At 72.3% G+C, this 25,740-nt stretch carries 20 protein-coding genes; 18 read left to right on the top strand and 2 right to left on the bottom strand.

Annotation, left to right across the window (positions count from 1 at the left end):
• Positions 1-5: 5 nt before the first annotated feature.
• Complete coding sequence (locus tag AC07DA_RS07535) at positions 6-1,925, bottom strand: molybdopterin oxidoreductase family protein (protein WP_479125495.1); 1,920 nt, start codon at positions 1,923-1,925, stop codon at positions 6-8.
• Positions 1,922-2,893 carry a 2-dehydropantoate 2-reductase gene (locus AC07DA_RS07530; RefSeq protein WP_479125493.1) on the bottom strand — a complete coding sequence of 324 codons (972 nt, stop codon included), beginning with the start codon at positions 2,891-2,893 and terminating at the stop codon, positions 1,922-1,924. Before AC07DA_RS07530 ends, AC07DA_RS07535 begins: the two co-directional genes overlap by 4 nt.
• 196 nt (positions 2,894-3,089) lie before the next feature.
• On the opposite strand from AC07DA_RS07530, the gene AC07DA_RS07525 reads away from it, so the two are divergent.
• The 18 genes from AC07DA_RS07525 (at position 3,090) to AC07DA_RS07440 (ending at position 25,647) form a co-directional block, all read left to right on the top strand.
• A complete protein-coding gene (locus tag AC07DA_RS07525) occupies positions 3,090-4,424 on the top strand; it encodes an OFA family MFS transporter (protein WP_479125491.1) in 1,335 nt (444 codons plus the stop codon).
• Complete coding sequence (locus tag AC07DA_RS07520) at positions 4,393-4,533, top strand: MFS transporter small subunit (RefSeq protein ID WP_479125489.1); 141 nt, start codon at positions 4,393-4,395, stop codon at positions 4,531-4,533. The genes AC07DA_RS07525 and AC07DA_RS07520 overlap by 32 nt, the downstream gene beginning before the upstream one ends.
• Before the next feature lie 149 nt (positions 4,534-4,682).
• Positions 4,683-5,621 carry a beta-ketoacyl-ACP synthase III gene (locus AC07DA_RS07515; protein WP_479125488.1) on the top strand — a complete coding sequence of 313 codons (939 nt, stop codon included), beginning with the start codon at positions 4,683-4,685 and terminating at the stop codon, positions 5,619-5,621.
• A 171-nt stretch (positions 5,622-5,792) separates the two neighbouring features.
• Positions 5,793-6,470 carry a GntR family transcriptional regulator gene (locus AC07DA_RS07510; RefSeq protein ID WP_479125486.1) on the top strand — a complete coding sequence of 226 codons (678 nt, stop codon included), beginning with the start codon at positions 5,793-5,795 and terminating at the stop codon, positions 6,468-6,470.
• A 285-nt stretch (positions 6,471-6,755) separates the two neighbouring features.
• On the top strand, positions 6,756-7,937 hold the full coding sequence (locus AC07DA_RS07505; protein ID WP_479125485.1) for an ROK family transcriptional regulator: 1,182 nt from the start codon (positions 6,756-6,758) through the stop codon (positions 7,935-7,937).
• Positions 7,938-8,028: 91 nt separating this feature from the next.
• A complete protein-coding gene (locus AC07DA_RS07500) occupies positions 8,029-9,546 on the top strand; it encodes a sugar ABC transporter ATP-binding protein (protein WP_479125484.1) in 1,518 nt (505 codons plus the stop codon).
• Complete coding sequence (locus AC07DA_RS07495; RefSeq protein ID WP_479125482.1) at positions 9,543-10,562, top strand: ABC transporter permease; 1,020 nt, start codon at positions 9,543-9,545, stop codon at positions 10,560-10,562. Before AC07DA_RS07500 ends, AC07DA_RS07495 begins: the two co-directional genes overlap by 4 nt.
• A gap of 20 nt (positions 10,563-10,582) precedes the next feature.
• Positions 10,583-11,629: a substrate-binding domain-containing protein gene (locus AC07DA_RS07490; protein WP_479125480.1), complete on the top strand. Its 1,047-nt coding sequence runs from the start codon at positions 10,583-10,585 to the stop codon at positions 11,627-11,629.
• A 55-nt stretch (positions 11,630-11,684) separates the two neighbouring features.
• Positions 11,685-12,896, top strand: coding sequence for a Gfo/Idh/MocA family protein (locus tag AC07DA_RS07485; RefSeq protein ID WP_479125478.1), 1,212 nt, complete (start codon positions 11,685-11,687; stop codon positions 12,894-12,896).
• 13 nt (positions 12,897-12,909) lie between these two features.
• Complete coding sequence (locus AC07DA_RS07480) at positions 12,910-13,908, top strand: sugar phosphate isomerase/epimerase family protein (RefSeq protein ID WP_479125476.1); 999 nt, start codon at positions 12,910-12,912, stop codon at positions 13,906-13,908.
• 262 nt (positions 13,909-14,170) lie between these two features.
• The gene (locus AC07DA_RS07475; RefSeq protein ID WP_479125475.1) at positions 14,171-17,887 is read left to right on the top strand and encodes a ThuA domain-containing protein; all 3,717 of its coding nucleotides are present in this window, start codon (positions 14,171-14,173) and stop codon (positions 17,885-17,887) included.
• Between the two features lie 82 nt (positions 17,888-17,969).
• Positions 17,970-19,280, top strand: coding sequence for an inositol-3-phosphate synthase (locus AC07DA_RS07470; RefSeq protein ID WP_479125473.1), 1,311 nt, complete (start codon positions 17,970-17,972; stop codon positions 19,278-19,280).
• Entirely contained in the window at positions 19,277-20,341 is a 1,065-nt protein-coding gene (locus tag AC07DA_RS07465) for an SCO3242 family prenyltransferase (RefSeq protein WP_479125471.1), read from the top strand. Before AC07DA_RS07470 ends, AC07DA_RS07465 begins: the two co-directional genes overlap by 4 nt.
• Positions 20,338-21,348 carry a sugar phosphate isomerase/epimerase family protein gene (locus AC07DA_RS07460; RefSeq protein ID WP_479125469.1) on the top strand — a complete coding sequence of 337 codons (1,011 nt, stop codon included), beginning with the start codon at positions 20,338-20,340 and terminating at the stop codon, positions 21,346-21,348. The genes AC07DA_RS07465 and AC07DA_RS07460 overlap by 4 nt, the downstream gene beginning before the upstream one ends.
• Entirely contained in the window at positions 21,345-22,118 is a 774-nt protein-coding gene (locus AC07DA_RS07455) for an EboA domain-containing protein (RefSeq protein WP_479125468.1), read from the top strand. Before AC07DA_RS07460 ends, AC07DA_RS07455 begins: the two co-directional genes overlap by 4 nt.
• Positions 22,118-23,065 (top strand): TatD family hydrolase, encoded by a 948-nt coding sequence (locus tag AC07DA_RS07450; RefSeq protein ID WP_479125466.1) that lies wholly within the window; start codon positions 22,118-22,120, stop codon positions 23,063-23,065. Before AC07DA_RS07455 ends, AC07DA_RS07450 begins: the two co-directional genes overlap by 1 nt.
• A 3-nt stretch (positions 23,066-23,068) precedes the next feature.
• The gene (eboE, locus tag AC07DA_RS07445) at positions 23,069-24,238 is read left to right on the top strand and encodes a metabolite traffic protein EboE (RefSeq protein WP_479125464.1); all 1,170 of its coding nucleotides are present in this window, start codon (positions 23,069-23,071) and stop codon (positions 24,236-24,238) included.
• On the top strand, positions 24,235-25,647 hold the full coding sequence (locus AC07DA_RS07440) for an alkaline phosphatase family protein (protein ID WP_479125462.1): 1,413 nt from the start codon (positions 24,235-24,237) through the stop codon (positions 25,645-25,647). The genes eboE and AC07DA_RS07440 overlap by 4 nt, the downstream gene beginning before the upstream one ends.
• Positions 25,648-25,740 lie beyond the last annotated feature (93 nt).

The raw sequence follows: 25,740 nt of genomic DNA, 5'->3' as shown, positions 1-25,740 counted from the left end.
GTGCGTCACCCCACGATGGTCGCGATGGGCAGCTTCTCGATCCGGATCGCCGACGCCTTGAACTCCGCCGTCCCCGCGATCGGGCAGTTCGCCTCGATCGTCAGGGCGTTGGTGTCCACCTCGTCCGGGAAGTGCATGGTCATGAAGGCGAGCCCGGGCCGCAGCGCGGGGTCCACCCACACGGGCGCGGTCACCGACCCGCGCCGCGAGGACACCCGCACCTGCTCGCCGACCGCCACCCCGTACCGCTCGGCGTCCTCCGGGGACAGCTCGACGTACTCGCCGCGGCGCAGCGGGGAGGCGTAACCGCCGCTCTGCACCCCGGTGTTGTACGAGTCGAGGCGCCGCCCGGTGGTGAGCCGGATCGGGTACCGCTCGTCGGTGAGGTCCACGGGCGGGTCGTGCTGCACGATCCCGAACGGCGCCAGCCGCCCGCGCCGCGCCGGGTCGGGCTCCCACAACCGGCCGTGCAGGTAGGTCGGTTCCAGTGAGTCGGTGCTGGGGCAGGGCCACTGGATGCCCTGGTGCTCCTCCAGGCGCCCGTAGGTCATGCCGTAGTGGTCGGGGGAGACCGACCGCAGCTCGTTCCACACGGTCTCGGCGTCGGCGTACTTCCAGTTGTGGCCGAGGCGGGCGGCGAGGTCGCAGAGGATGTCGATGTCCTCGCGGGCCTCGCCGGGCGGGGCGACGGCCCGGCGTACGCGCTGGACCCGGCGCTCGCTGTTGGTGGTGGTGCCCTCGGTCTCCGCCCAGCCGGCCGTCGCGGGCAGGACGACGTCCGCCAGCTCCGCCGTCCTCGTCAGGAAGATGTCCTGCACGACCAGGAAGTCCAGTGACCGCAGCCGCCGTACGGCCTGCTCGCTGTCGGCCTCGGACTGGGCCGGGTTCTCGCCGATGCAGTAGACGGCCTTGAGGGTGCCGTCCTCCATCGCCTCGAACATCTCCGTGAGGTTCAGGCCGTAGTGGGGCTGGATGACGGTGTCCCAGGCCGACTCGAACTTCCGCCGGGTGCCGGGGTCGAGGATGTCCTGGAAGCCGGGCAGGCGGTTGGGGATCGCGCCCATGTCGCCGCCGCCCTGCACGTTGTTCTGCCCGCGCAGCGGCTGCAGGCCCGAGCCCCAGCGGCCGACGTGCCCGGTGAGCAGGGACAGGTTGATCAGGGCGCGGACGTTGTCGGTGCCGTTGTGGTGCTCGGTGATGCCGAGGGTCCAGCACAACTGGGCGCGCTCGGCCCGGGCGTAGGCGTGGGCCAGCTCCCGGATCGCCGCGGCCGGGACGCCCGTCACCTTCTCGGCGAGCGACAGGGTCCACGGTTCGACCAGGGCCTCGTACTCCTCGAAGCCGGTGGTGGCCCGCTCGACGAACGCGTCGTTGACGAGGCCAGCGTGGATGATCTCGCGGCCGATCGCGTGCGCCATCGGGATGTCCGTGCCGACGTTGAGGCCCAGCCAGCTCTCCGCCCACTCGGCGGTCGACGTCCGGCGCGGATCGACCGCGTACATCCGGGCACCGTTCCGGATCCCCTTCAGCACGTGCTGGAAGAAGATGGGGTGCGCGAACCGGGCGTTGGAGCCCCACATCACGATGACGTCGGTGTGCTCGATCTCCTCGTACGACGACGTGCCGCCGCCCGAGCCGAACGCCGCCGACAGGCCCGCCACGCTCGGGGCGTGGCAGGTGCGGTTGCACGAGTCGACGTTGTTGGTGCCCATGACGACCCGGGCGAACTTCTGCGCCACGTAGTTCATCTCGTTGGTGGCGCGGGCGCAGGAGAACATGCCGAAGGCGCCGCGGTTGCGCTCCAGCCCCCGGGCCACCCGGTCCAGGGCCTCCTCCCAGCTCGCCCGCCGGAACGGCTGGTCCCGGGAGTCCCGCACGAGAGGGTGGGTGAGTCGGGTGTAGGTCTTCGGTTCACGTTTCCTCATGCGGCGCTCCTCAGCGCGAGCAGGTCCGAGATGGCGTGCACGGTGCGCAGGGTGGGCACCTCCACGCCGGTGATCTCCGCCAGCTCGACGACCGCCGCGAGCAGCACGTCGAGTTCGAGCGGCTTGCCGCGCTCCAGGTCCTGGAGCGTGGAGGTGCGGTGGTCGCCGACCCGCTCGGCGCCCGCCAGGCGCCGCTCGATGGAGACTCCGACCTCGCAGCCCAGGGCCCCGGCGACCGCCAGCGTCTCGGTCATCATGATCTCGATGACCCGGCGGGTGCCGCCGTGCAGGCACATCTGCCGCATGGTCGCGCGGGCCAGCGCGCTGATCGGGTTGAAGGAGATGTTGCCGAGCAGCTTGAGCCAGATGTCGTTGCGCAAATCCGGCTCCACCGGGCACTTCAGACCGCCCGCCCGCATGGCCTCAGCGAAGGCGAGGCAGCGCGCCGAGCGGCTGCGGTCGGGCTCGCCGACGGAGAACCGGGTGCCTTCCAAGTGCCGTACCACGCCCGGTCCTTCGAGCTCGGTGGCCGCGTAGACCACGCAGCCGACGGCCCGTTCGGGCGCGAGCACCGCACTGACCGCGCCGTCCGGGTCCACGCTCTCGATCCGGTGGCCGTCGTACGGGCCGCCGTGCCGGTGGAAGTACCACCAGGGGATGCCGTTCTGGGCCGCCACGACCGCCGTGGTGCCGTGCAGCAGCGGCGCGATCAGCGGCCCGCACGCCGCGTACGCGTTGGCCTTCAGGCCCAGGAAGACGTAGTCGACCGGGCCCACTTCGGCCGGGTCGTCGGTCGCGTGCGGGTGCGCGGTGAAGTCGCCGCGCGGGCTGCGCACCCGTACTCCGTGCCGCCTCATGGCCGCCAGATGCGGTCCACGGGCGATGAGGTGCACGTCGGCACCCGCGCGGTGGAGCGCGGCGCCGACGTAGGCGCCGATGGCACCGGCGCCGAGAACTGCGACTTTCATGACGGGGGAGCTCCGTTCGGTCGAGGGTACCGAGGAACTGCCGAGACTGTGTCGACGAAATATTGTCTACAGTATGGAAGTTGGGGCGGCAAGGGTCCGCGCGGCGACCGTTCGGCGCAGGCCGCATACCGCTCACCGCATACGGTCGACGCGCCGCCTTCTCAACCGCCCCACGGATGCCTACCGTCCGGGGTTCATGAGTCCCCCCGTCGCGCCCGTGGGCTGGAGCCGCTGGCTCGTCCCGCCCGCCGCTCTGTCCGTCCACCTCTCCATCGGCCAGGCCTACGCCTGGAGCGTGTTCAAGCCGCCCCTGGAGTCCGCGCTCGGACTCAGCGGCACCCAGAGCGCGCTGCCCTTCCAGCTGGGCATCGTCATGCTGGGCCTGTCCGCCGCGTTCGGCGGCACGCTCGTGGAGCGCAAGGGCCCGCGCTGGGCGATGACCGTGGCCCTGGTCTGCTTCTCCTCCGGTTTCCTGCTCTCCGCGCTGGGCGCGTCCCTGGAGCAGTACTGGCTGATCGTCCTCGGCTACGGCTTCGTCGGCGGCATCGGCCTCGGCATCGGCTACATCTCACCGGTCTCCACCCTCATCAAGTGGTTCCCGGACCGGCCCGGCATGGCCACCGGCATCGCCATCATGGGCTTCGGCGGCGGCGCGCTCATCGCCTCGCCGTGGTCGGCCCAGATGCTGGAGTCCTTCGGGTCCGACAGCGGCGGCATCGCGCTGGCGTTCCTCGTGCACGGCCTGTCGTACGCCGTCTTCATGCTGCTGGGCGTGCTGCTGGTCAGGGTCCCGCGTGCTGCCCCAGAGGTGCGGGGAACGGCGGGGCAGGCCCCCACCGGCCCGCGGGTCTCGGCGAACCAGGCCGTCCGCACGCCCCAGTTCTGGTGCCTGTGGATCGTGCTCTGCATGAACGTCACCGCCGGCATCGGCATCCTGGAGAAGGCCGCGCCGATGATCACCGACTTCTTCGCGGACACCTCCACCCCGGTGTCGGTGACGGCCGCCGCCGGCTTCGTCGCCCTGCTGTCGGCGGCCAACATGGCCGGGCGCATCGGCTGGTCGTCGACCTCCGACCTCATCGGCCGCAAGAACATCTACCGCGTCTACCTCGGCGTCGGCGCGCTCATGTACACCCTGATCGCCCTGTTCGGCGACTCCTCCAAGCCCCTGTTCGTGCTGTGCGCGCTGGTCATCCTCTCCTTCTACGGCGGCGGCTTCGCGACGATCCCGGCGTACCTGAAGGACCTCTTCGGCACCTACCAGGTCGGGGCCATCCACGGGCGGCTGCTCACCGCCTGGTCGACGGCCGGGGTGCTCGGGCCGCTCATCGTGAACTGGATCGCCGACCGGCAGGAGGAGGCGGGCCGGCACGGCGCGTCCCTGTACGGCCTGTCGTTCGTCATCATGATCGGCCTGCTCGTCGTCGGCTTCGTCGCCAACGAACTCGTCCGCCCCGTCGCACCCCGTCACCACGTCCCCGCTCCCAGGGAGGCCGCTCATGCCGAGCGACAGCACTCAGAGCCCGCCTAGCCCCGACCGGCGGTGGCTGATCGCCCTGGCCTGGGTGTGGGTGGGCGTGCCGCTCGCCTACGGGCTGTACGAGCTCGTCCGCAAGGCGACGCAGCTGTTCACCGGTTAGCCGTTCGACAGGTGTCCGGGCGTCCGAGCTCCTGACGGAAGCCGACAACCAGGGCGCCGGTTTCCTGTCGTCTCGGCTGCCGTCGTACCCGTGAGTCACTGATCAGACTGGTGGATCCGCTACCCAAGGCAACGAGGGGGATCCACCCAATGAACGGCTCGCGCATCGCCGCCGTCGGCCACTACCAGCCCGCCAAGGTGCTCACCAACGAGGACCTGGCGGGCGTGGTGGACACCACTGACGAGTGGATCAGGAGCCGGGTGGGCATCCGCACCCGCCACATCGCGGGCCCCGACGAGCCGGTCGACGAGCTGGCCGCGCACGCCGCCGCCAAGGCGCTCGCGGCCGCCGGTCTGACCCCGGCCGACATCGACCTGGTGCTGGTCGCCACCTCCACCGCCGTCGACCGCTCGCCCAACATGGCCGCCCGGGTCGCCGCCCGGCTCGGCGTCCCGCGGGCCGCCACCATGGACCTCAACGTGGTGTGCGCCGGCTTCACCCACGCCCTGGCCACCGCCGACCACGCCGTCCGCGCGGGCGGCGCGACCCGGGCGCTGGTGATCGGCGCCGACAAGATGTCCGAGGTGACCGACTGGACCGACCGCACCACCTGCGTGCTGGTCGGGGACGGGGCCGGGGCCGCGGTGGTGGAGGCCGCGGACGAGCCGGCGATCGGGCCCGTGCTGTGGGGCTCGGTGCCCGAGATGGGCAACGCCGTACGCATCGAGGGCAGCCCGCCGCGCTTCGCCCAGGAGGGCCAGAGCGTCTACCGCTGGGCGACGACCCAGCTGCCGCCCATCGCGCGCCGGGCGTGCGAGCGGGCCGGACTCCAGCCCGCGGACCTCGCCGGGGTCGTGCTGCACCAGGCGAACCTGCGCATCATCGAACCCCTCGCCGAGAAGATCGGTGCCGTCAACGCCGTCGTCGCCCGCGATGTCACCGAGTCCGGCAACACCTCCGCCGCGAGCATTCCGCTGGCCTTCTCCAAGCTGGTCGAGCGGGGCGAGATCGCGTCGGGAGACCCCGTCCTGCTGTTCGGCTTCGGCGGCAACCTCTCCTACGCGGGCCAGGTCGTGCGCTGCCCCTGAGCCCCGCGAGGTCCGGCGGGGCGCGACGCGGTCGACTGTGACACGGCCAACTCCCCACGGCCCTGGCGGACGTGCGCCGTAGACTGTAGACGAAAGACAATCGATACTGACTCTGCGGCGACACCGGCGTCGGCCGCGCCGTGCACGGCCCTGCCGAGGAGGGGGACCGCGATGCTGTCGACAGGCCTGCCCCAAGGGGCGGTACCCAAGCTGGAACGCCCAGGTCCGCTGCGCGACCGCGTCTACGAGGCACTCCTCGAACTCATCACCACCCGTGCCCTCCAGCCCGGCCAGCACCTGGTCGAGAGTGAACTCGCCGGACACCTGGGGGTCTCCCGGCAGCCGGTGCGCGAGGCGCTCCAGCGGCTCAACACCGAGGGGTGGGTCGATCTGCGGCCCGCCCAGGGCGCGTTCGTGCACGAGCCGACGGAGGAGGAGGCCGACCAGCTCCTCACGGTCCGCACGCTCCTGGAGGCCGAGGCGGCCCGGCTCGCCGCGGCCAACGCCGACAGTGCCGGCATCGCCGCCCTGGAAGCGCTGTGCGCGGAGGGCGAGAAGGCCGTGGAGGCCGACGACGTGGACGGGGCCGTGGCCACGAACGCGCGCTTCCACGCCAAGATCATGGAGCTGGCCGGCAACGCCGTGCTCGCCGAACTCGCCGCCCAGGTCGACCGGCGCGTTCGCTGGTACTACACGCCGGTGGCCCGCCAGCGCGGCCACCAGTCCTGGATCGAGCACCGGGAACTCATCGCCGCGGTCACCGCCCGCGACGAACAGCGGGCGACCCGGCTGATGCGCGAACACACCGAGCACACCCGGCGGTCGTACCACGCGCGAGCGCGCTCCTAGGGTTCGCCGGCCGGCGACACCACCCGATCCGTCCCGCCCGGGCCCGTGCCGTCCGGGCTCGTCGGCCTGCCCTCATCGGTGTCCGGGCCCTCCTCGCCCGCGCGGAAGGGAGACCCGCGCCCCCGTCTTTGTCCTCTTAGTGGAAAAAGTAGGGGGCAATTCCTGCGCGACTTCTTCCCACTCCCGGCAGCCGCTGCTACGTTCCCTCCGAAAGCACGCCACCACGGTGTGGCGGAAAACCGGCGCGCACAGGCCGATCGAGGCGGGGAGGGGCTCGTGAGACGCATGACCGCACGACCCGGAAACGCCCACCAGGCCCGACTGCTCAAGCTGCTGCGCGACGGCGGCCCCAACTCCCGCGCCCAGCTGGGCGACCAGGTCGACCTCTCGCGGTCCAAGCTCGCCGTGGAGGTGGACCGGCTGCTGGAGACGGGGCTGGTCGTGGCCGACGGACTCGCCGCCTCGCGCGGTGGCCGCCGCTCCCACAACATCCGGCTCAACCCCGAACTGCGCTTCCTCGGCGTCGACATCGGCGCGACCTCGGTCGACGTCGCCGTCACCAACGCCGAGCTGGAGACCCTCGGGCACATCAACCACCCCATGGACGTGCGCGAAGGCCCCGTCGCGGTCTTCGAGCAGGTCCTGGCCATGGCCGCGAAGCTGAGGGCCTCCGGGCTCGCGGAGGGGTTCGACGGCGCCGGCATCGGCGTCCCCGGCCCGGTCCGCTTTCCCGAGGGCGTCCCGGTCGCACCGCCGATCATGCCCGGCTGGGACGGCTTCCCCGTGCGGGAGGCGCTCAGCCAGGAACTCGGCTGCCCGGTCATGGTCGACAACGACGTGAACCTGATGGCGATGGGGGAGCAGCACGCGGGCGTCGCCCGCACCGTCGCCGACTTCCTCTGCGTCAAGATCGGCACGGGCATCGGCTGCGGCATCGTCGTCGGCGGTGAGGTCTACCGCGGTACGACGGGCAGCGCAGGCGACATCGGGCACATCCAGGCCGTGCCCGACGGCCGCCCGTGCGCCTGCGGCAACCGGGGCTGCCTGGAGGCCCACTTCAGCGGAGCGGCCCTCGCCCGCGACGCCCTGGAGGCCGCCCAGCAGGGGCTCTCCCCGGAACTGGCCTCACGGCTGGAGACCGGCGGCGGCCTGACCGCCGCCGACGTCGCCGCCGCGGCCGCCGCCGGGGACGCCACCGCCCTCGAACTGATCCGTGAGGGCGGCAACCGCACCGGCCAGGTCATCGCCGGCCTGGTCAGCTTCTTCAACCCGGGCCTGGTGGTGATCGGCGGCGGGGTGACCGGACTCGGCCACACCCTGCTCGCCGCGATCCGCACCCAGGTCTACCGCCAGTCGCTGCCGCTGGCGACCGGCAACCTGCCCATCGTCCTGGGCGAACTGGGACCCGCCGCCGGCGTCACCGGCGCGGCCCGGCTCATCAGCGACCACCTGTTCTCCCCCGCGTAAGCGCACTTCCGTACGCCTGCACCACGCTCTCGGCACCGAACCCTGCTCTGCCCTGCCCTGAACCGGCCCGCACGCCCGCCAAGGGGACCTCATGGCACCAGAACCACCGCTGCTCAGCATGTCCGGCATCACCAAGTCCTTCCCCGGAGTCCGGGCCCTCGACGGCGTCGACCTCGACGTCCTGGCCGGCGAGGTGCACTGCCTGCTCGGCCAGAACGGCGCCGGCAAGTCGACCCTCATCAAGGTCCTGGCCGGCGCCCACCAGCCGGACACCGGCCGCCTGCGCTGGCGCGGCGAGGACGTCACCCTCCGCTCGCCGATCGCCGCCATGCGCCTCGGCATCGCGACCATCTACCAGGAACTCGACCTGGTGGAGCACCTGTCGGTCGCCGAGAACGTCCACCTCGGACACGAGCCGACCGCCGCCGGCTTCGTCGTCCGGGGCAAGGCCGCCAAGGCGTCGACGGCCGCGCTGCTCCAGCGGCTCGGCCACGGTGAGATCGACCCCGCCCGCCTGGTCGGGGAACTCTCCGCCGCGCAGCAGCAGATCGTGTCCATGGCCCGGGCGCTCTCCCACGACGTGCGGCTCATCGTGATGGACGAGCCGTCCGCCGCCCTCGACCCGGACGAGGTCGACAACCTCTTCCGCATCGTGGGCGACCTGACCGCCGCCGGGGTCGCCGTCGTCTACATCTCGCACCGCCTGGAGGAGATCCGCCGCATCGGCGACCGGGTCACCGTCCTGAAGGACGGCCGGGCCGTCGCGAACGGGCTGCCCGCGAAGTCGACCCCGACCCGCGAGGTCGTCGCCCTGATGACCGGCCGCAACGTCGAGTACGTCTTCCCCGACCGGCCCGTCGCCCCGCCCACCGCCGCACCCGTGCTGCAGGTCCGGGGGCTGTCGCGGGAGGGGGAGTTCGAGACCCTCGACCTCGACGTGCGGCCGGGTGAGATCGTCGGTCTGGCCGGACTCGTCGGCTCGGGCCGCTCCGAGATCCTGGAGACGGTCTACGGCGCCCGCAAACCGACCACCGGTCAGGTGCTCGTCGAAGGGCGGCCGTTGCGGCCCGGCAGCGTGCGGGCCGCCGTCCGCGCCGGACTCGGGCTCGCCCCCGAGGAACGCAAGGCGCAGGCGCTGCTGATGCTGGAGTCCGTCACCCGCAACGTGTCGGTCTCCTCCATGTCCCGCTTCTCGCGCGGCGGCTGGATCGACCGGGGCGCCGAACTCGGCGCCGCCCGGGCCGCCACCCGCGAACTGTCGCTCCGGCCTGACAACCCGTCCGTGCCGGTGCGCACCCTGTCCGGCGGCAACCAGCAGAAGGCCGTGCTCGCCCGCTGGCTGCTGCGCGGCTGCAAGGTGCTGCTGCTCGACGAACCCACCCGCGGTGTCGACGTCGGCGCCCGCGCCGAGCTCTACGCGGTCATCCGCCGGCTGGCCGACGAGGGCCTGGCCGTGCTGCTGGTCTCCAGCGAGGTGCCCGAGGTGCTCGGCCTCGCCGACCGCGTGCTGGTCCTGCGCGAGGGCCGCGTCGTCCACACGGCGCCCGCGCGCGAACTCGACGAACACCGCGTACTCGACCTGGTCATGGAAGGAAGCCCGGCGTCATGACGCAGCCCGTCTCCCCGCCGCGGGACAGCAGCACCACGAAGGTGTCCCAGGCCCAGCCCCCCGCCTGGCGCGGCCTGATGGCCCGCGCCGACGTGCGCACCCTCTCCCTGCTCGGCGTGCTCGCCGCACTGGTCATCATCGGCGGCATCACCAAGCCCGACGAGTTCCTCGACACCCGCAACCTGCAACTCGTCCTCACCCAGGCGTCCGTGATCGGTGTCGTCACCGTCGGCATGACCTTCGTCATCGTCTCCGGCGGCATCGACCTGTCGGTCGGCGCGATCGTCGCCCTGGCCTCCGTCTGGGCCACCACCGTCGCCACCCAGGAGTACGGCTTCGCCGGGATCCTCTTCACCGCGGTCGTCGTCGGAGTCGGCTGCGGCCTGGTCAACGGGGTGCTCATCGCCTACGGCGCGATGGTGCCGTTCATCGCCACCCTCGCCATGCTGGCCTCCGCCCGCGGCCTCGCCCTGCAGATCACCGACGGCAAGACGCAGATCGTCACCGTGCCGTCCGTGCTCGACCTCGGGGAGCGGGACGCCTACGTCCTCGGCGTCCCGCCCCTGGTCCTGGTGTTCGCCGTCGTCACGGTCATCGGCTGGCTGGTGCTCAACCGCACCACCTTCGGGCGCCGCACGGTCGCCGTCGGCGGCAACCCGGAGGCCGCCCGGCTCGCCGGCATCGACGTCCGCCGCCAGCGGCTGTACCTCTACCTGCTGTCCGGGCTGTGCTGCGGCATCGCCGCCTTCCTGCTGATCGTCCTGTCCGGCTCCGGCCAGAACACCAACGGCAACCTCTACGAACTCGACGCCATCGCCGCCGCCATCATCGGCGGCACCCTCCTGACCGGGGGCCGCGGCACCATCGTCGGCTCCGTCCTCGGCGTCCTGATCTTCACCACGATCACCAACATCTTCGCCCTGAACAACCTGCAGAGCGACGTCCAGCAGATCGCCAAGGGCGCGATCATCGTCGCCGCCGTGCTGGTCCAGCGCCGTACCGCGAGCACGACCTGATGAGGAAAGGGTTCACCGCCATGCCAGAGATCACCAGTCGCAGAGGACTGCTCTTCGGGGCCGCCGCCGTCTCCGCCGGTGCCCTCCTCACCGGGTGCACCAGCAACGAGCCGTCCGGCTCCGAGGACGAGCCGGCGGGCGACAACCAGCCGGCCGCCGACGACAAGCCCGGCAAGCAGGTCACCATCGGCTTCGCCGGACCCCAGGCCGACCACGGCTGGCTCAACGCGATCAACGACAACGCCAAGAGCCGCGCCGAGAAGTACGCGGACGTCACCCTGGAGATCACCGAGGGCTCCAACGACACCGCCCAGCAGATCGGCCAGATCGAGACCCTCATCAACAAGAAGGTCGACGTCCTGGTCGTGCTCCCCGCCGACGGCAAGGCCCTCACCCAGGTCGGCCTGAAGGCGATGCGCGCGGGCATCCCGGTCGTCAACCTCGACCGGATCTTCAACACCCCGCAGGCGTACCGCTGCTGGATCGGCGGCGACAACTACGGCATGGGCCTGAACGCCGGCCACTACATCGGCGAGAAGCTCAAGGGGAAGTCCGACGCCCGCGTCATCGAACTCGCCGGCCTCGACAACCTGGAGCTCACCAAGCAGCGCACCAAGGGCTTCGACGACGCCCTGAAGAACTACCCCAACATCAGGAAGGTCGCCCGCCAGGCCGCCGAGTTCACCGTGGAGTCCGGGCAGGCCAAGATGGCCCAGCTGCTCCAGGCGCAGTCGAAGTTCGACGCGCTGTGGAACCACGACGACGACCAGGGTGTCGGCGCGCTGCGCGCCATCGAGCAGGCCGGGCGCGACGACTTCCTGATGGTCGGCGGCGCGGGCGCCCTGTCCGCCTTCCAGGCCATCAAGCAGGACGACGGCGTGCTCAAGGCGACGGTGCTGTACCCGCCGACCATGGCCGCCTCCGCGATCGACCTCGCCCGCGCCCTCGGCCAGGGCAAGGGCATCGGCGGCATGGCCGAGTTCGAGATCCCGGCGTCCATCACGCTCTACTCCGCCGTCGTCGACAAGGCCAACGTCGACCAGTACATGCCCACCGGCTTCAAGTGATCCCGCCCGCACCCCCCACGTGCGCCACCCCGACCAGGACGAGGAGGACACCCGTATGGGACAGTCGCAAGCGCAGTCAGATGGGACCGAGGCAGGCAAGCCACCCCTGCGCGTGGGGATGGTGGGCTACGCCTTCATGGGCGCCGCCCACTCCCAGGGCTGGCGCACCGCGGGCCGCGTCTTCGACCTGCCGCTGAACCCCGTGCAGGCCGTCATCTGCGGCCGCGACCGGTCCGCGGCGCAGGCGGCGGCCGACCGGCACGGCTGGGCGTCCGTCGAGACCGACTGGCGCGCCCTCGTCGAACGGGACGACGTCGACCTCGTCGACATCTGCACCCCCGGTGACAGCCACGCCGAGATCGCGCTGGCCGCCCTGGCCGCCGGCAAGCACGTGCTGTGCGAGAAGCCGCTCGCCAACACCGTCTCCGAGGCCACCTCGATGGCGCGGGCGGCCGAGGAGGCCTACCGGCGCGGGCAGGTGGCGATGGTCGGCTTCAACTACCGCCGGGTGCCGGCCACCGCCCAGGCCCGCCGGATGGTCGCCGAGGGCCGGCTCGGCCGGCTGCGGCACGTGCGCGTGACCTATCTCCAGGACTGGCTGGTGGACCCGGAGTTCCCGCTGACCTGGCGGCTGCGCAGGGAGCAGGCCGGCTCGGGCTCGCTCGGCGACCTGGGCGCGCACATCATCGACCTCGCCCAGTACCTCGTCGGGGAGCCGCTGGCGGGGGTCTCCGCGCTGACGGAGACGTTCGTGCGGGAGCGGCCGCTGCCCACCGGCGCCACCAGTGGGCTGTCCTCCGTCTCGGCCGCCGGCAAGGGCGAGGTCACGGTGGACGACGCGGCCCTGTTCACGGCCCGCTTCCCCTCCGGCGCGATCGCCACCTTCGAGGCCACCCGCTACGCCACCGGCCGCAAGAACGCCCTGCGCATCGAGCTCAACGGCGAGCGGGGCTCGCTCGCCTTCGACCTGGAGCGGCTCAACGAGCTGTCCTTCCACGACGGGACCGAGCCCGGCGCGGAGGCGGGCTTCCGCCGGATCCTGGTCACCGAACCCGACCACCCCTACCTGGAGGCCTGGTGGCCGCCGGGACACGGCCTCGGCTACGAGCACACCTTCGTCCACCAGGCACGCGACCTCGTCCACGCCATCGCCGAGGGCCGCCGCCCCGATCCCTCCTTCACGGACGGGCTCCAGGTGCAGCGGGTGCTCGCCGCGGTGGAGGAGAGCGCCGAGAAGAACTCCGTCTACACCCCGATCGCGGTCTGAGGAGGCCCCTTTCATGCCGCGCACCTTCACGCTCTTCACCGGCCAGTGGGCCGACCTGCCCCTCGAGGAGGTCTGCCGCCTGGCCCGCGACTTCGGCTACGACGGCCTCGAACTCGCCTGCTGGGGAGACCACTTCGAGGTCGACAAGGCGCTGAACGATCCGTCCTACCTGGACTCCAGGCGCCAGCTGCTCGACAAGTACGGCCTGAAGTGCTGGGCGATCTCCAACCACCTGGTCGGCCAGGCCGTCTGCGACGCCATCATCGACGAGCGCCACGAGGCGATCCTTCCCGGGGCGATCTGGGGCGACGGTGAACCGGAAGGGGTCCGGCGGCGGGCCGCCGAGCGCATGAAGGACACCGCCCGGGCCGCGGCCGCCTTCGGCGTCGACACCGTCATCGGCTTCACCGGATCGGCCATCTGGCACCTCGTCGCCATGTTCCCGCCCGCGCCCGACGCGATGATCGAACGCGGCTACCAGGACTTCGCCGACCGCTGGAACCCGATCCTCGACGTCTTCGACACCGAGGGCGTACGGTTCGCGCACGAGGTCCACCCCAGCGAGATCGCCTACGACTACTGGACGACCCACAGGGCCCTCGAAGCCGTCGACCGGCGCCCCGCCTTCGGGCTCAACTTCGACCCCTCGCACTTCGTGTGGCAGGACCTCGACCCCGTCGGCTTCCTGTGGGACTTCCGTGACCGCATCTACCACGTCGACTGCAAGGAGGCCCGCAAGCGCCTCGACGGACGCAACGGCCGGCTCGGCTCCCACCTGCCCTGGGGGGACCCGCGGCGCGGCTGGGACTTCGTCTCCGCCGGGCACGGCGACGTCCCCTGGGAGGACGTCTTCCGGATGCTGCGCTCCATCGACTACCAGGGCCCGGTATCCGTCGAATGGGAGGACGCCGGCATGGACCGGCTCCAGGGGGCTCCCGAGGCGCTGACCCGTCTCAAGGCCTTCGACTTCGAGCCGCCCAGCGCGTCCTTCGACGCAGCGTTCAACAGCTGAACCAGGCCTCCGCCCCAGGTCCGGGACGGGGACCGGCCCTCCTGCCGGTCCCCTCTCCGGCCTGCGCGGATCCCGCTTTGTCCTGAGCGGGGAGAAAGTTCGACCAAGTCCGCACCAAGGGGTGTTCGCCCCGGACGGACGCGGTTACCGTCCTTGAAGTGTTCAGGACACACGCACCTCCGGGGTGACGGCGCACCCCGGCGCCCGCACCGCACGTCTTCGTACCCACCCCGTACGGCCCACCCGTTCCCGGAGGGACTTCGTGCACAGAACCAGCCTCACAAGCACCCCCAGACGTCCCGGACTGCGCACCACCATCGCCCTGTTCACCGGCCTGCTCCTGGCCGTGGGCACCCCCGCCACCGTCGCCGGCGCCCACCCCGGGCACCCGGAACACGACGAACCCGCGGCCGCCGAGGGCCAGTTCCAGCAGGTGCCGCTCGCCAAGGGCGAACCCGAGATGGGCGAGCCGATGTCGCTCGCCGTGCTCCCCGACCGCAGCGTCCTGCACACCTCGCGCGACGGCACGCTGCGCCGCACCGACCAGGGCGGCGTCACCAAGATCGCCGGCAAGATCCCCGTCTACACCCACGACGAGGAAGGCCTCCAGGGTGTCGGGGTCGACCCGGACTTCAAGAACAACCGGGCCATCTACCTCTACTACGCCCCACCGCTGGACACCCCCGCCGGCGACGCCCCGGAGACCGGCACCGCCGAGGACTTCAAGAAGTTCGACGGCGTCAACCGCCTCTCCCGCTTCACGCTGAACGCCAACGGCACGCTGAACCTGGCCAGCGAGAAGAAGGTCATCGACGTCGCGGCCTCCCGCGGCACCTGCTGCCACGTCGGCGGCGACATCGACTTCGACGCCGACGGCAACCTCTACCTGTCGACCGGCGACGACACCAACCCCTTCGCCTCCGACGGCTACACCCCGATCGACGACCGGCCGAACCGCAACCCGGCCTTCGACGCCCGCCGCAGCTCCGCCAACACCAACGACCTGCGCGGCAAGATCCTGCGCATCAAGGTCGCCGAGGACGGCTCCTACACGATCCCCGAGGGCAACCTCTTCGCCACGGGCACCGACAAGACCCGTCCCGAGATCTACGCGATGGGCTTCCGCAACCCGTTCCGGATGAGCGTCGACGACAAGACGGGCATCGTCTACGTCGGCGACTACGGGCCCGACGCGGGCGCCGCCGACCCCAGGCGCGGCCCGGCCGGACAGGTCGAGTTCGCCAAGGTGACCAAGGCGGCCAACTTCGGCTGGCCGTTCTGCACCGGGAACAACGACGCCTACGTCGACTACGACTTCGCCACCAAGGAGTCCGGCGAGAAGTTCGACTGCGCCGCCCCGAAGAACACCTCCCCGCACAACACGGGCCTGGTCGACCTGCCACCCGCGCAGGCCGCCTGGATCCCGTACGACGGCGGCTCGCTGCCGGAGTTCGGCAGCGGCTCCGAGTCCCCGATGGCCGGCCCGGTCTACCGGTACGACCCCGAGCTCGACTCCAGCGTGAAGTTCCCGGAGGCCTACGACGGCGACTTCTTCGCCGGTGAGTTCGGCCGGCGCTGGATCAAGCGGATCGAGCAGAACGAGGACGGCACGGTCGCGAAGATCAACGACTTCCCGTGGACCGGCACCCAGATCATGGACATGGAGTTCGGCCCCGACGGCGCCCTCTACGTCCTCGACTACGGCGTCTCCTGGTTCCAGGGCGACGAGCACTCCGCGCTGTACCGGATCGAGAACGCCGAGGACGGCTTCTCCCCGATCGCGGAGGTGAGCGCCGACAAGACCTCCGGAGCGGCCGGCCTGAAGGTCACCTTCACCGGCTCCGCCAAGGACGCCGACTCCACCGACCTCACCTACAGCTGGGACTTCGGCGACGGAACCAAGGGTGAGGGCCTCAACCCCACCCACCGCTACAAGAAGGTCGGCACCTACAGCGCCACCTTCACCGCCAAGGACCCCGAGGGCAACACCGGCAACGCCAGCGTGCGGATCGTGGTCGGCAACACCGAGCCCAAGGTGCGCATCGACGTCCCCGCCAACGGCACCCTCGCCGCCTTCGGCCAGCCCGTCCCGTTCAAGGTGACGGTCACCGACCCCGAGGAGACCGTCGACTGCTCCAAGGTCAAGGTCACCTACAGCCTCGGCCACGACTCCCACGCCCACGAGCTGACCAGCGAGATGGGCTGCGAGGGCACGCTGAAGCCGCCCCCCGGTGACGGCGGCCACGACCCGAACGCCAACATCTACGGTGTCGTCGGCGCCAGCTACACCGACGGCGGCGCAGGCGGACAGGAGGAGCTGACCGGCACCGCCCGCACCGTCCTGCAGCCGCTGCACCGCCAGGGCGAGCACTTCACCACCCAGTCGGGCGTGTCCGTCATCGACAAGACCGGCGCCCACGGCGGCAAGACCGTCGGCGACATCAACGACGGCGACTGGATCTCCTTCACCCCCTACCGGTTCGACGGCCAGAAGAAGATGACCGTGCGGGCCTCCTCCGGCGGCGCCGGCGGCTTCGTCGAACTGCGCACCGGCTCCCCCGAGGGACCGCTGCACGGCTCGGCCTACATCCCGCCGACCGGCGGCTGGGAGACGTTCCAGAACGTCGACGTGCCGCTGCGGTCGCTGCCGAAGAAGACCACCGACATCTACCTGGTCTTCAAGGGCGGCGCGGGCGCGCTGTTCGACGTGGACGACTTCGAGTTCTCCAAGGAGCCCTTCAAGGGCGGCAAGAAGGTCCTGGTCTTCTCCAAGACCGCCGGCTTCCGCCACGACTCCATCCCGGCCGGCATCGCCGCGCTGAAGGAACTCGGCGGCCCCGCCGGCATCACGGTCGACGCCACCGAGGAGGCCCGGCAGTTCACCACCACCAACCTCGCCAAGTACGACGCGGTGGCCTTCCTGTCCACCACCGGCGACGTGCTCAACGCCGAGCAGCAGAAGGCGTTCGAGGACTACGTGGCGGGCGGCGGCGGGTACATGGGCATCCACGCGGCGGCCGACACCGAGTACGACTGGGAGTTCTACGGCGGCCTCGTCGGCGCCTACTTCCACTCGCACCCGGCCATCCAGAAGGCCACCGTCCGCGTCGAGGACCACGACCACCCGTCCACCGCACACCTGGGCGACGCCTGGGAGCGCACCGACGAGTGGTACAACTACCGCACCAACCCGCGCGAGCAGGCCAAGGTCCTCGCCACCCTGGACGAGACCACCTACCAGGGCGGCACCATGAAGGGCGACCACCCGATCGCCTGGTGCCAGAGCTACGGCGGCGGACGCTCCTTCTACACCGGCGGCGGCCACACCAAGGAGTCCTACGCCGACGAGGCCTTCCGCGCCCACCTGCTCGGCGGCCTGCAGTACGCCACCGGCCAGGTGAAGGCGGACTGCAAGCCGGGCAAGGACTACCGGAAGATCTTCAACGGCCACACCCTGGACGGCTGGAAGCAGGCCGGCCCCGGCACGTTCGTCGTCAAGGACGGCGTGATGGAGACCGAGGGCGGCATGGGCCTGCTCTGGTACCAGGCCAAGGAGCTGAAGTCGTACTCCCTCAAGCTCGACTGGAAGATGCAGGGCGACGACAACTCCGGGGTCTTCGTGGGCTTCCCGGCCTCCGACGACCCCTGGTCCGCGGTGAACAAGGGCTACGAGATCCAGATCGACGCCACGGACGCGCCCGACCGCACCACGGGCTCCGTCTACTCCTTCAAGTCGGCCAACATCAAGGCCCGTGACCAGGTTCTGCGGCCGCCCGGCCAGTGGAACTCCTACGAGATCAAGGTCCAGGGCGAACGCCTCCAGGTGTTCCTCAACGGAGTCAAGATCAACGACTTCACCAACAAGGACCCCGAGCGGAGCCTGACCGACGGCTACATCGGCCTGCAGAACCACGGCGCCGACGACCAGGTCTCCTTCCGCAACATCCAGCTCAAGGAACTGCCCGTCCAGGGCCAGTGAACGGCGGCGGGCGGGGGACGCCGGACCCCCGCCCGCCGTCTCCCCCCTCCCCCCGGGTTCGCGCACGACCAGGAGGCTGCCCATGTCCGCGTCCCTTCCCCGACCGCGTGTGGGGGTGTGGCTGATCGGAGCCCGAGGCTCCGTCGCCACCACCGTCGTCACGGGGTGCGCCGCCGTCACCGCGGGACTCCACCCGCCCACCGGCATGGTGACCGAGACCCCCGCCTTCGCCGGCAGCGGCCTGCCCGCCCTGTCCGACCTCGTCTTCGGCGGCCACGACACCCTCGACTGCCCCCTGCCCAAACGCGCCGAGACCCTGACCGCCGGCGGCGTCCTCCCCCCGGGCGTCGCCACCGCTGTCACCGCCGAACTCGCCGCCGCCGACCGGGAGATCCGTCCCGGCGGCCCCACCCCCGGAGACACCAGGAGCGAGGCCGACCTGATCACGGCCTTCGCCGACGACATCCGCGACTTCACCCGGCGCCACGAGCTGGAACGGACCGTGGTGGTGAACGTCGCCTCCACCGAACCCGCCTCCCAGGGCCCCGGCGCCCCCCTGCCGGCCAGCAGCCTGTACGCCCTGGCGGCCCTGCGCGCGGGCTGCCCCTACGTCAACTTCACCCCCTCCCAGGGCATGCACCACCCCGCCGCCGCCCGCGAGGCCGAGCACAGCGGACTGCCCCACGCAGGCCGGGACGGCAAGACCGGACAGACCCTGCTGCGGGCCGTGCTCGGCCCGATGTTCGCGCAGCGGGCGCTGAGGGTCCGGGCCTGGTCCGGCACCAACCTGCTCGGCGGCGGTGACGGCGCCGCCCTCGCCGACCCGGCCGCCGCGGCGGCGAAGAACGCCGGCAAGGAACGCGTCCTCGCCGACACCCTCGGCAGCGTCCCCGAGGGCGAGGTCCACATCGACGACGTCCCCGCCCTCGGCGACTGGAAGACCGCCTGGGACCACGTCGCCTTCGACGGCTTCCTCGGCACCCGCATGATCCTGCAGACCATCTGGCAGGGCTGCGACTCGGCACTGGCGGCACCCCTGGTGCTCGACCTCGCCCGGCTCACCGCCCGCGCCCACGCCGTGGGCCTGTCCGGTCCGCTCGGCGCGCTCGGCTTCTACTTCAAGGATCCGGTGGGGGAGGGGCCCTCGGGCTTGTCCGAGCAGTACGAGGAGTTGGTCCGGTTCGGCCGCCGGCTGGCACGGACGGCCGAGGACCGCCCCGGCGCGGGGGTGGCAGGCAGCCCGGACGCGGTGGACGGCCCCGGTGCGGGGGTGAAAGGCAGTTCTGACGCGGCGGACGGCCCCGGTGCGGGGGTGGCAGGCAGCCCGGACGCGGCGGACGGCCCCGGCGTGGGGGCGGGGGAGAGGTCCGACACACCGGAGGGTGCGCTGTGACGCTGCGCGACACCTCCGGCTCGCACCCCGACAGCACCTGCACGACGGCCCCCGGGCGCACGTCCACGACGGCCCCCGGGCGCACCTTCGGAGGCCCGGAAGGGCGGGCGGGTACCGGCCGCGCGCACCACCGCCGCGCCTGGGCCGAACTCCTGCGCCTGCCTGCCCTGTTCAGCGTCCCCGGGGACGCCCTGGCCGGCACCGCCGCGGCCGGGGCGCGGCCCGGCCCCCGCACCCTGCTCGCCATCGGTTCCTCCCTCTGCCTCTATGAAGCAGGCATGGCCCTCAACGACTGGGCGGACCGTGACGTCGACGCCGTGGAACGCCCGCACCGCCCCCTGCCCTCCGGCCGCGTCCGTCCGGCCGCCGCACTCACGGCGGCCTGCGCGCTCACCGCGGCCGGCCTGGCGCTGGCCGCCCGCGCCGGACGACCCGCCCTGACCGTGGCCGCACCCCTGGCCGCGACCGTCTGGGCCTACGACCTCGGCCTCAAGCACACCCCGGCCGGACCCCTGGCCATGGGCGCGGCACGGAGCCTGGACCTCCTCCTGGGAGCCGCGGCCACCACCGGCGGCACGGGCCGTGCCCTGCCCTCCGCCGCCCTCCTCGGCACCCACACGGTCGCCGTGACGACGGTCTCCCGCCAGGAGGCCCGGGGCGGTTCACCCCTGGCCCCGCTGGCCGCCCTCGCGACGACCGCCCTGCTGACCCGCCTGGTGACGCGCGGGACGGTGGGTCCGGCCACCGGTCACCGGCCGGTGACGGCCGACGGGCCGACGGGCCCACGCCCCGTACGGCACCGCCCCGGGCGAGCGTCCGCAGAGTTGCTCACCACCGCGTGCGCAGCCGCCTACGCCGCGACCACCGCCCGCCCCTACCTCCACGCCACTCTCAACCCGTCACCTCCTCTCACCCAACGCGCCGTCGGTGCCGGCATCCGCGCCACGATCCCCCTCCAGGCGGCCCTCACGGCCCGCTCCCGGGGCACGGCCGGGGCCCTCCTCATCGCCGCGCTCGCCCCGCTCGGAGCGAAGTTCGCGAAGAAGGTGAGCGTCACATGAGCCACGAAGCGCCCCGGGTGCCGACCGGCCTCACGACGGCCCCACCACCCGCCGCACCCGACGCCCCCGCCTCCCTCCGCTTCGGCTACGGCACGAACGGTCTCGCCGACCTCCGTCTCGACGACGCCCTCCGCCTCCTCGCCGACCTCGGCTACGACGGCGTCGGCCTGACCCTCGACCACATGCACCTCGACCCGCTCGCCCCCGACCTCGCCGCCCGCACGCGCCGCGTCGCGCACCGGCTGGACGCGCTGGGCCTGGGCGTCACCGTGGAGACCGGGGCCCGCTACGTGCTCGACCCGCGGCGCAAGCACGGTCCGTCCCTCCTCGACCCGGACCCCGACGACCGGGCCCGCCGCGCCGACCTGCTCGTCCGGGCCGTCCGTGTCGCCGCCGATCTCGGTGCCCACGCGGTGCACTGCTTCAGCGGCATCGTCCCGGAGGGCACCGACTCCGGCACCGCCTGGAAACGCCTCACCGAGTCCCTCACCCCCGTGCTCGACGCCGCCACCACCGCCGGTGTCCCGCTCGCCGTCGAACCCGAACCCGGTCACCTCCTGGCCACCCTCGCCGACTTCCACCACCTGCGCCGCGCCCTCGGCGACCCCGAGCCGCTCGGCCTCACCCTGGACATCGGACACTGCCAGTGCCTCGAACCCCTGGCGCCCGCCGACTGCGTGCGCGCCGCCGCCCCGTGGCTGCGGCACGTCCAGATCGAGGACATGCGGCGCGGCGTGCACGAGCACCTCCCCTTCGGGGACGGGGAGATCGACTTCCCGCCGGTCCTGGCGGCCCTCGCCGCCACCGGCTACCAGGGCCTGACGGTCGTCGAACTGCCCCGCCACTCCCACGCGGGCCCCCACTTCGCCGCCCGCTCCCTGCCGTTCCTCCGCCACGCCGAGCAGGCCGCGGCCACCGCTTCGCCGTCTCCCGCTCCGGCCCTCCAGCAGGCCGCGCCACCCCACGGCGCTCCCTCCACCACCCCTGAAGGGAGCAGCACCCCATGAGCCACCCCCGCGCCACACCCGCGGCGAGAACCGAGGCGACCACCCAGGACACCACCAGCACGGGGTCCCACCCGGACTCACCCACTCCCGGCACCCCTCCCACCCGCGACGCCACTCCCACCTCCCTGCCCTCGCTCACCGAGCTCCGCCGCCGTCTGACCACCGACCTCGACCAGGCCGCCCGCACCTGGCTGGAGCGCGCCTTGGAGGAGGCCGCCGCCCATCCCGGCATCCACGGGCCCATCTCCGCGTGGGAACTGCGGCTCGCCGAGGCCGGCCGCCGCTGCGGGGCCGCGCACGCCGACGCCGCTCGCGTGCTGATCCTGCACGCGGCCCGGGCCGGCACCGACGCGCTGACCCGCGTGTACTTCCAGGGCACCGCCGACGAGCGCCGCGCCGTCCTGCACGCCCTGCCCCACCTCGTGCCCGGGCCCGCCGCCCTGCCGCTCGTCGAGGACGCCCTGCGCACCAACGACACCCGGCTCCTCACCGCCGCCGTCGGCCCGTACGCCGCCCGGCACCTGGACCCCCACTCCTGGCGGCACGCCCTGCTGAAGTGCCTGTTCACCGGTGTTCCCGTCGACCACGTGGCGGATCTGCCCCGGCGGGCCCGCGGTGACGGCGAACTCGCCCGCATGCTGGGCGACTACGCCGCCGAGCGCACCGCCGCCGGCCGTCCCGTCCCCGAGGACCTGTACCGCGTCCTGGACCTGACCGAGTCCGCGACCCCTGCCCCGGGCCCGGACCACCCCCACGGCAAGGAGTCCTGATGCGCATCTTCGACCCCCACATCCACATGACGTCCCGGACCACCGACGACTACGAGGCCATGTACGCCGCCGGCGTCCGTGCCGTCGTCGAGCCGGCCTTCTGGCTCGGCCAGCCCCGGACCTCGCCCGCGTCCTTCCGTGACTACTTCGACGCCCTCCTCGGCTGGGAGCCGTTCCGCGCGGCCCAGTACGGCATCGCCCACCACTGCACGATCGCCCTCAACCCCAAGGAGGCCAACGACCCCCGCTGCGTGCCGATCCTCGACGAACTGCCCCGGTACCTCGTCAAGGACAACGTCGTGGCCGTCGGCGAGATCGGCTACGACTCGATGACCCCCGCCGAGGACACCGCCCTGGCCGCGCAGCTGCAGCTCGCCGCCGACCACGGCCTGCCCGCCCTGGTGCACACCCCGCACCGCGACAAGCTCGCCGGGCTGCGCCGCACCCTCGACGCCGTCCGGGATTCCGACCTGCCCGTGGAGCGCGTCCTGGTCGACCACCTCAACGAGACGACCGTCAAGGAGGCCAAGGACAGCGGCTGCTGGCTGGGCTTCTCCGTCTATCCCGACACCAAGATGGACGAGGAGCGGATGGTCGCGATCCTGCGCGCCTACGGCCCCGAGCAGGTCCTGGTCAACTCCGCCGCCGACTGGGGGAAGAGCGACCCCCTCAAGACCCGCAAGGTGGGCGACCTGATGCTCGCCGAGGGCTTCGACGAGGACACGGTCGACCGGGTCCTGTGGCGCAACCCGGTCGCCTTCTACGGGCTCAGCGGCCGCCTGAACCTCGACGTCACCGGCACGGAGGCCACCCACGAGGGCAACTCCATCCTCCGCGGCGTCCCCAAGGACCCGACCGGTCCCAAGGACCCGACCGTCCCCAAGGGACCGCGCGAGCAGGAACCCGGGACGGCGGACCCGGCCCGTGTCCCCGCTGCGGAGGCGTGAGCCATGCGCTTCCGCCATCCCGACGGCACCACCGTCCACCTCGCCTACTGCACCAACGTGCACCCCGCCGAGACCCTCGACGGCGTCCTCGCCCAGCTGCGCGACCACTGCGAACCCGTCCGCCGCCGCCTCGGCCGCGACCGGCTGGGCATCGGGCTGTGGCTCGCCAAGGACGCCGCACACGCGCTCGTCACCGACCCGTCGGCCCTGCGCGGCCTGCGCGCCGAGCTCGACCGGCGCGGCCTGGAGGTCGTCACCCTCAACGGCTTCCCCTATGAGGGCTTCGGCGCCGAGGAGGTCAAGTACCGCGTCTACAAGCCGGACTGGGCCGACCCGGAACGCCTCGACCACACCACCGCCCTGGCCCGCGTCCTGGCCGGTCTCCTCCCCGACGACGTCACCGACGGGACCATCTCCACCCTGCCCCTGGCCTGGCGCACCGCCTACGACGACGAGCGCGCCGAGGCCGCCCGCGCCGCCCTGCGCACCCTCGCCGAACGTCTCGACGCCATCGAGGAACTGACCGGCCGCTCCGTCCGCGTCGGCCTGGAACCGGAGCCCGGCTGCGTCGTGGAGACCACCCGCGACGCCATCGCCCCGCTCACGGCGATCGGCCGGGACCGCATCGGCATCTGCGTGGACACCTGCCACCTCGCCACCTCCTTCGAGGACCCGCACACCGCCCTGGACGCCCTGGCCGAAGCCCGCGTCCCCGTCGTCAAATCGCAGCTCTCCGCCGCCCTGCATGCCGAGCACCCCCATCTGCCCGAGGTCCGCGAGGCACTCGCCGCCTTCGCCGAACCCCGCTTCCTGCACCAGACCCGCACGGCCACCGCCGCCGGGCTGCGCGCCACCGACGACCTCGACGAGGCCCTCACCGGCCACGCCCTGCCGGACGCCTCGCCCTGGCGCGCCCACTTCCACGTCCCCCTGCACGCGGCCCCCGCCGCGCCCCTCACCTCCACCCTGCCCGTGCTGAAGGCCGCACTGACCCGGCTCGTCGGCGGCCCGGCCCCGCTCACCCGCCACCTGGAGGTGGAGACCTACACCTGGCAGGCGCTCCCGCCCGAGCTGCGCCCCAAGGGCCGCGCCCAGCTCGCCGAGGGCATCGCCGCCGAACTCGCCCTCGCCCGCGACCTGCTGACCGACCTCGGCCTGAAGGAGCTGCCATGAGCACCCCCGAGCAGCCGGTCCCGGCCGGCGCGGACCGCCCCACCCCCCTCCTCGTCCTGGACGTCGTCGGCCTCACCCCCCGTCTCCTCGACCACATGCCGCACCTCAAGGCGCTCGGCCGGTCCGGCTCCCTGGCCCCGCTCGGCACCGTCCTGCCCGCCGTCACCTGCGCCGCCCAGTCCACGTTCCTCACCGGCACCATGCCCTCCGAGCACGGCATCGTCGGCAACGGCTGGTACTTCCGCGAACTCGGCGACGTCCTGCTGTGGCGCCAGCACAACGGGCTCGTGGCCGGTGACAAGCTCTGGGACGCCGCCCGCCGCGCCCACCCCGGCTACACGGTCGCCAACATCTGCTGGTGGTATGCCATGGGCGCCGACACCGACATCACCGTCACCCCCCGCCCCGTCTACTACGCCGACGGCCGCAAGGAACCCGACTGCTACACGCGGCCGCCCGCCCTGCACGACGAACTCACCGAGAAACTCGGCACCTTCCCCCTGTTCCACTTCTGGGGCCCCGGAGCGGACCTCGTCTCCAGCCGGTGGATCATCGACGCGACCCGCCACATCCTCCGCACCCGCCGGCCCGACCTGGCGCTCTGCTACCTCCCTCACCTCGACTACGACCTGCAGCGGTTCGGCCCCGACGACCCGCGCTCGCTGAAGGCGGCCACCGATCTGGACACCGCCCTGGCCCCGCTCCTGGACGAGGCCCGGGCGGAGGGCCGCACGGTCGTCGCGCTGTCCGAGTACGGCATCACCCGCGTGAACCGGCCCGTCGACATCAACCGCGCCCTGCGCCGCGCGGGTCTGCTGGAGGTGCACACGCAGGACGGCATGGAGTACCTGGACCCGATGGCCTCCCGGGCCTTCGCGGTCGCCGACCACCAGATCGCCCACGTCTACGTGCGCCGCCCCGAGGACCTCGACGCCACGCGCGCCGCCCTCGACGGCCTGCCCGGCATCGAGCAACTCCTCGACGACGAGGGCAAGAAGGCCCATCACCTCGACCATCCGCGCGCGGGCGAACTCGTGGCCGTGGCGGAACCGGACGCCTGGTTCACCTACTACTACTGGCTCGACGACGCCCGGGCGCCCGACTTCGCGCAGCTCGTCGAGATCCACCGCAAACCCGGCTACGACCCGGTCGAACTCTTCATGGATCCCCTCGACCCCTACGTCAAGGTGAAGGCGGCCACCGCGCTGGCGCGCAAGAAACTCGGCATGCGCTACCGCATGGCGGTGGTGCCCCTGGACCCGTCACCTATTCGCGGCAGCCACGGCCGCCTTCCGCAGAGCGACGACGACGGTCCGCTCCTCATCTGCTCCACCCCCCGTGCTGTCGGCGACCGCGTCGCGGCCACCGATGTGAAGTCTCTGCTGCTCCGACTCGCCGGTCTCGCCTGAGAGGCCATAGCCGCAGCCATCACCACAGCCGAAGCCGTCGGTCCCGACTGCTCACAAGTGAAGCACTCACCACTGACAACGCCCCACGATCAC

The organism is Streptomyces sp. NPDC044921 (assembly GCF_056432865.1).
Note: the sequence above shows the minus strand (reverse complement) of the source record. Positions and strands in the feature narration are given on the sequence as shown.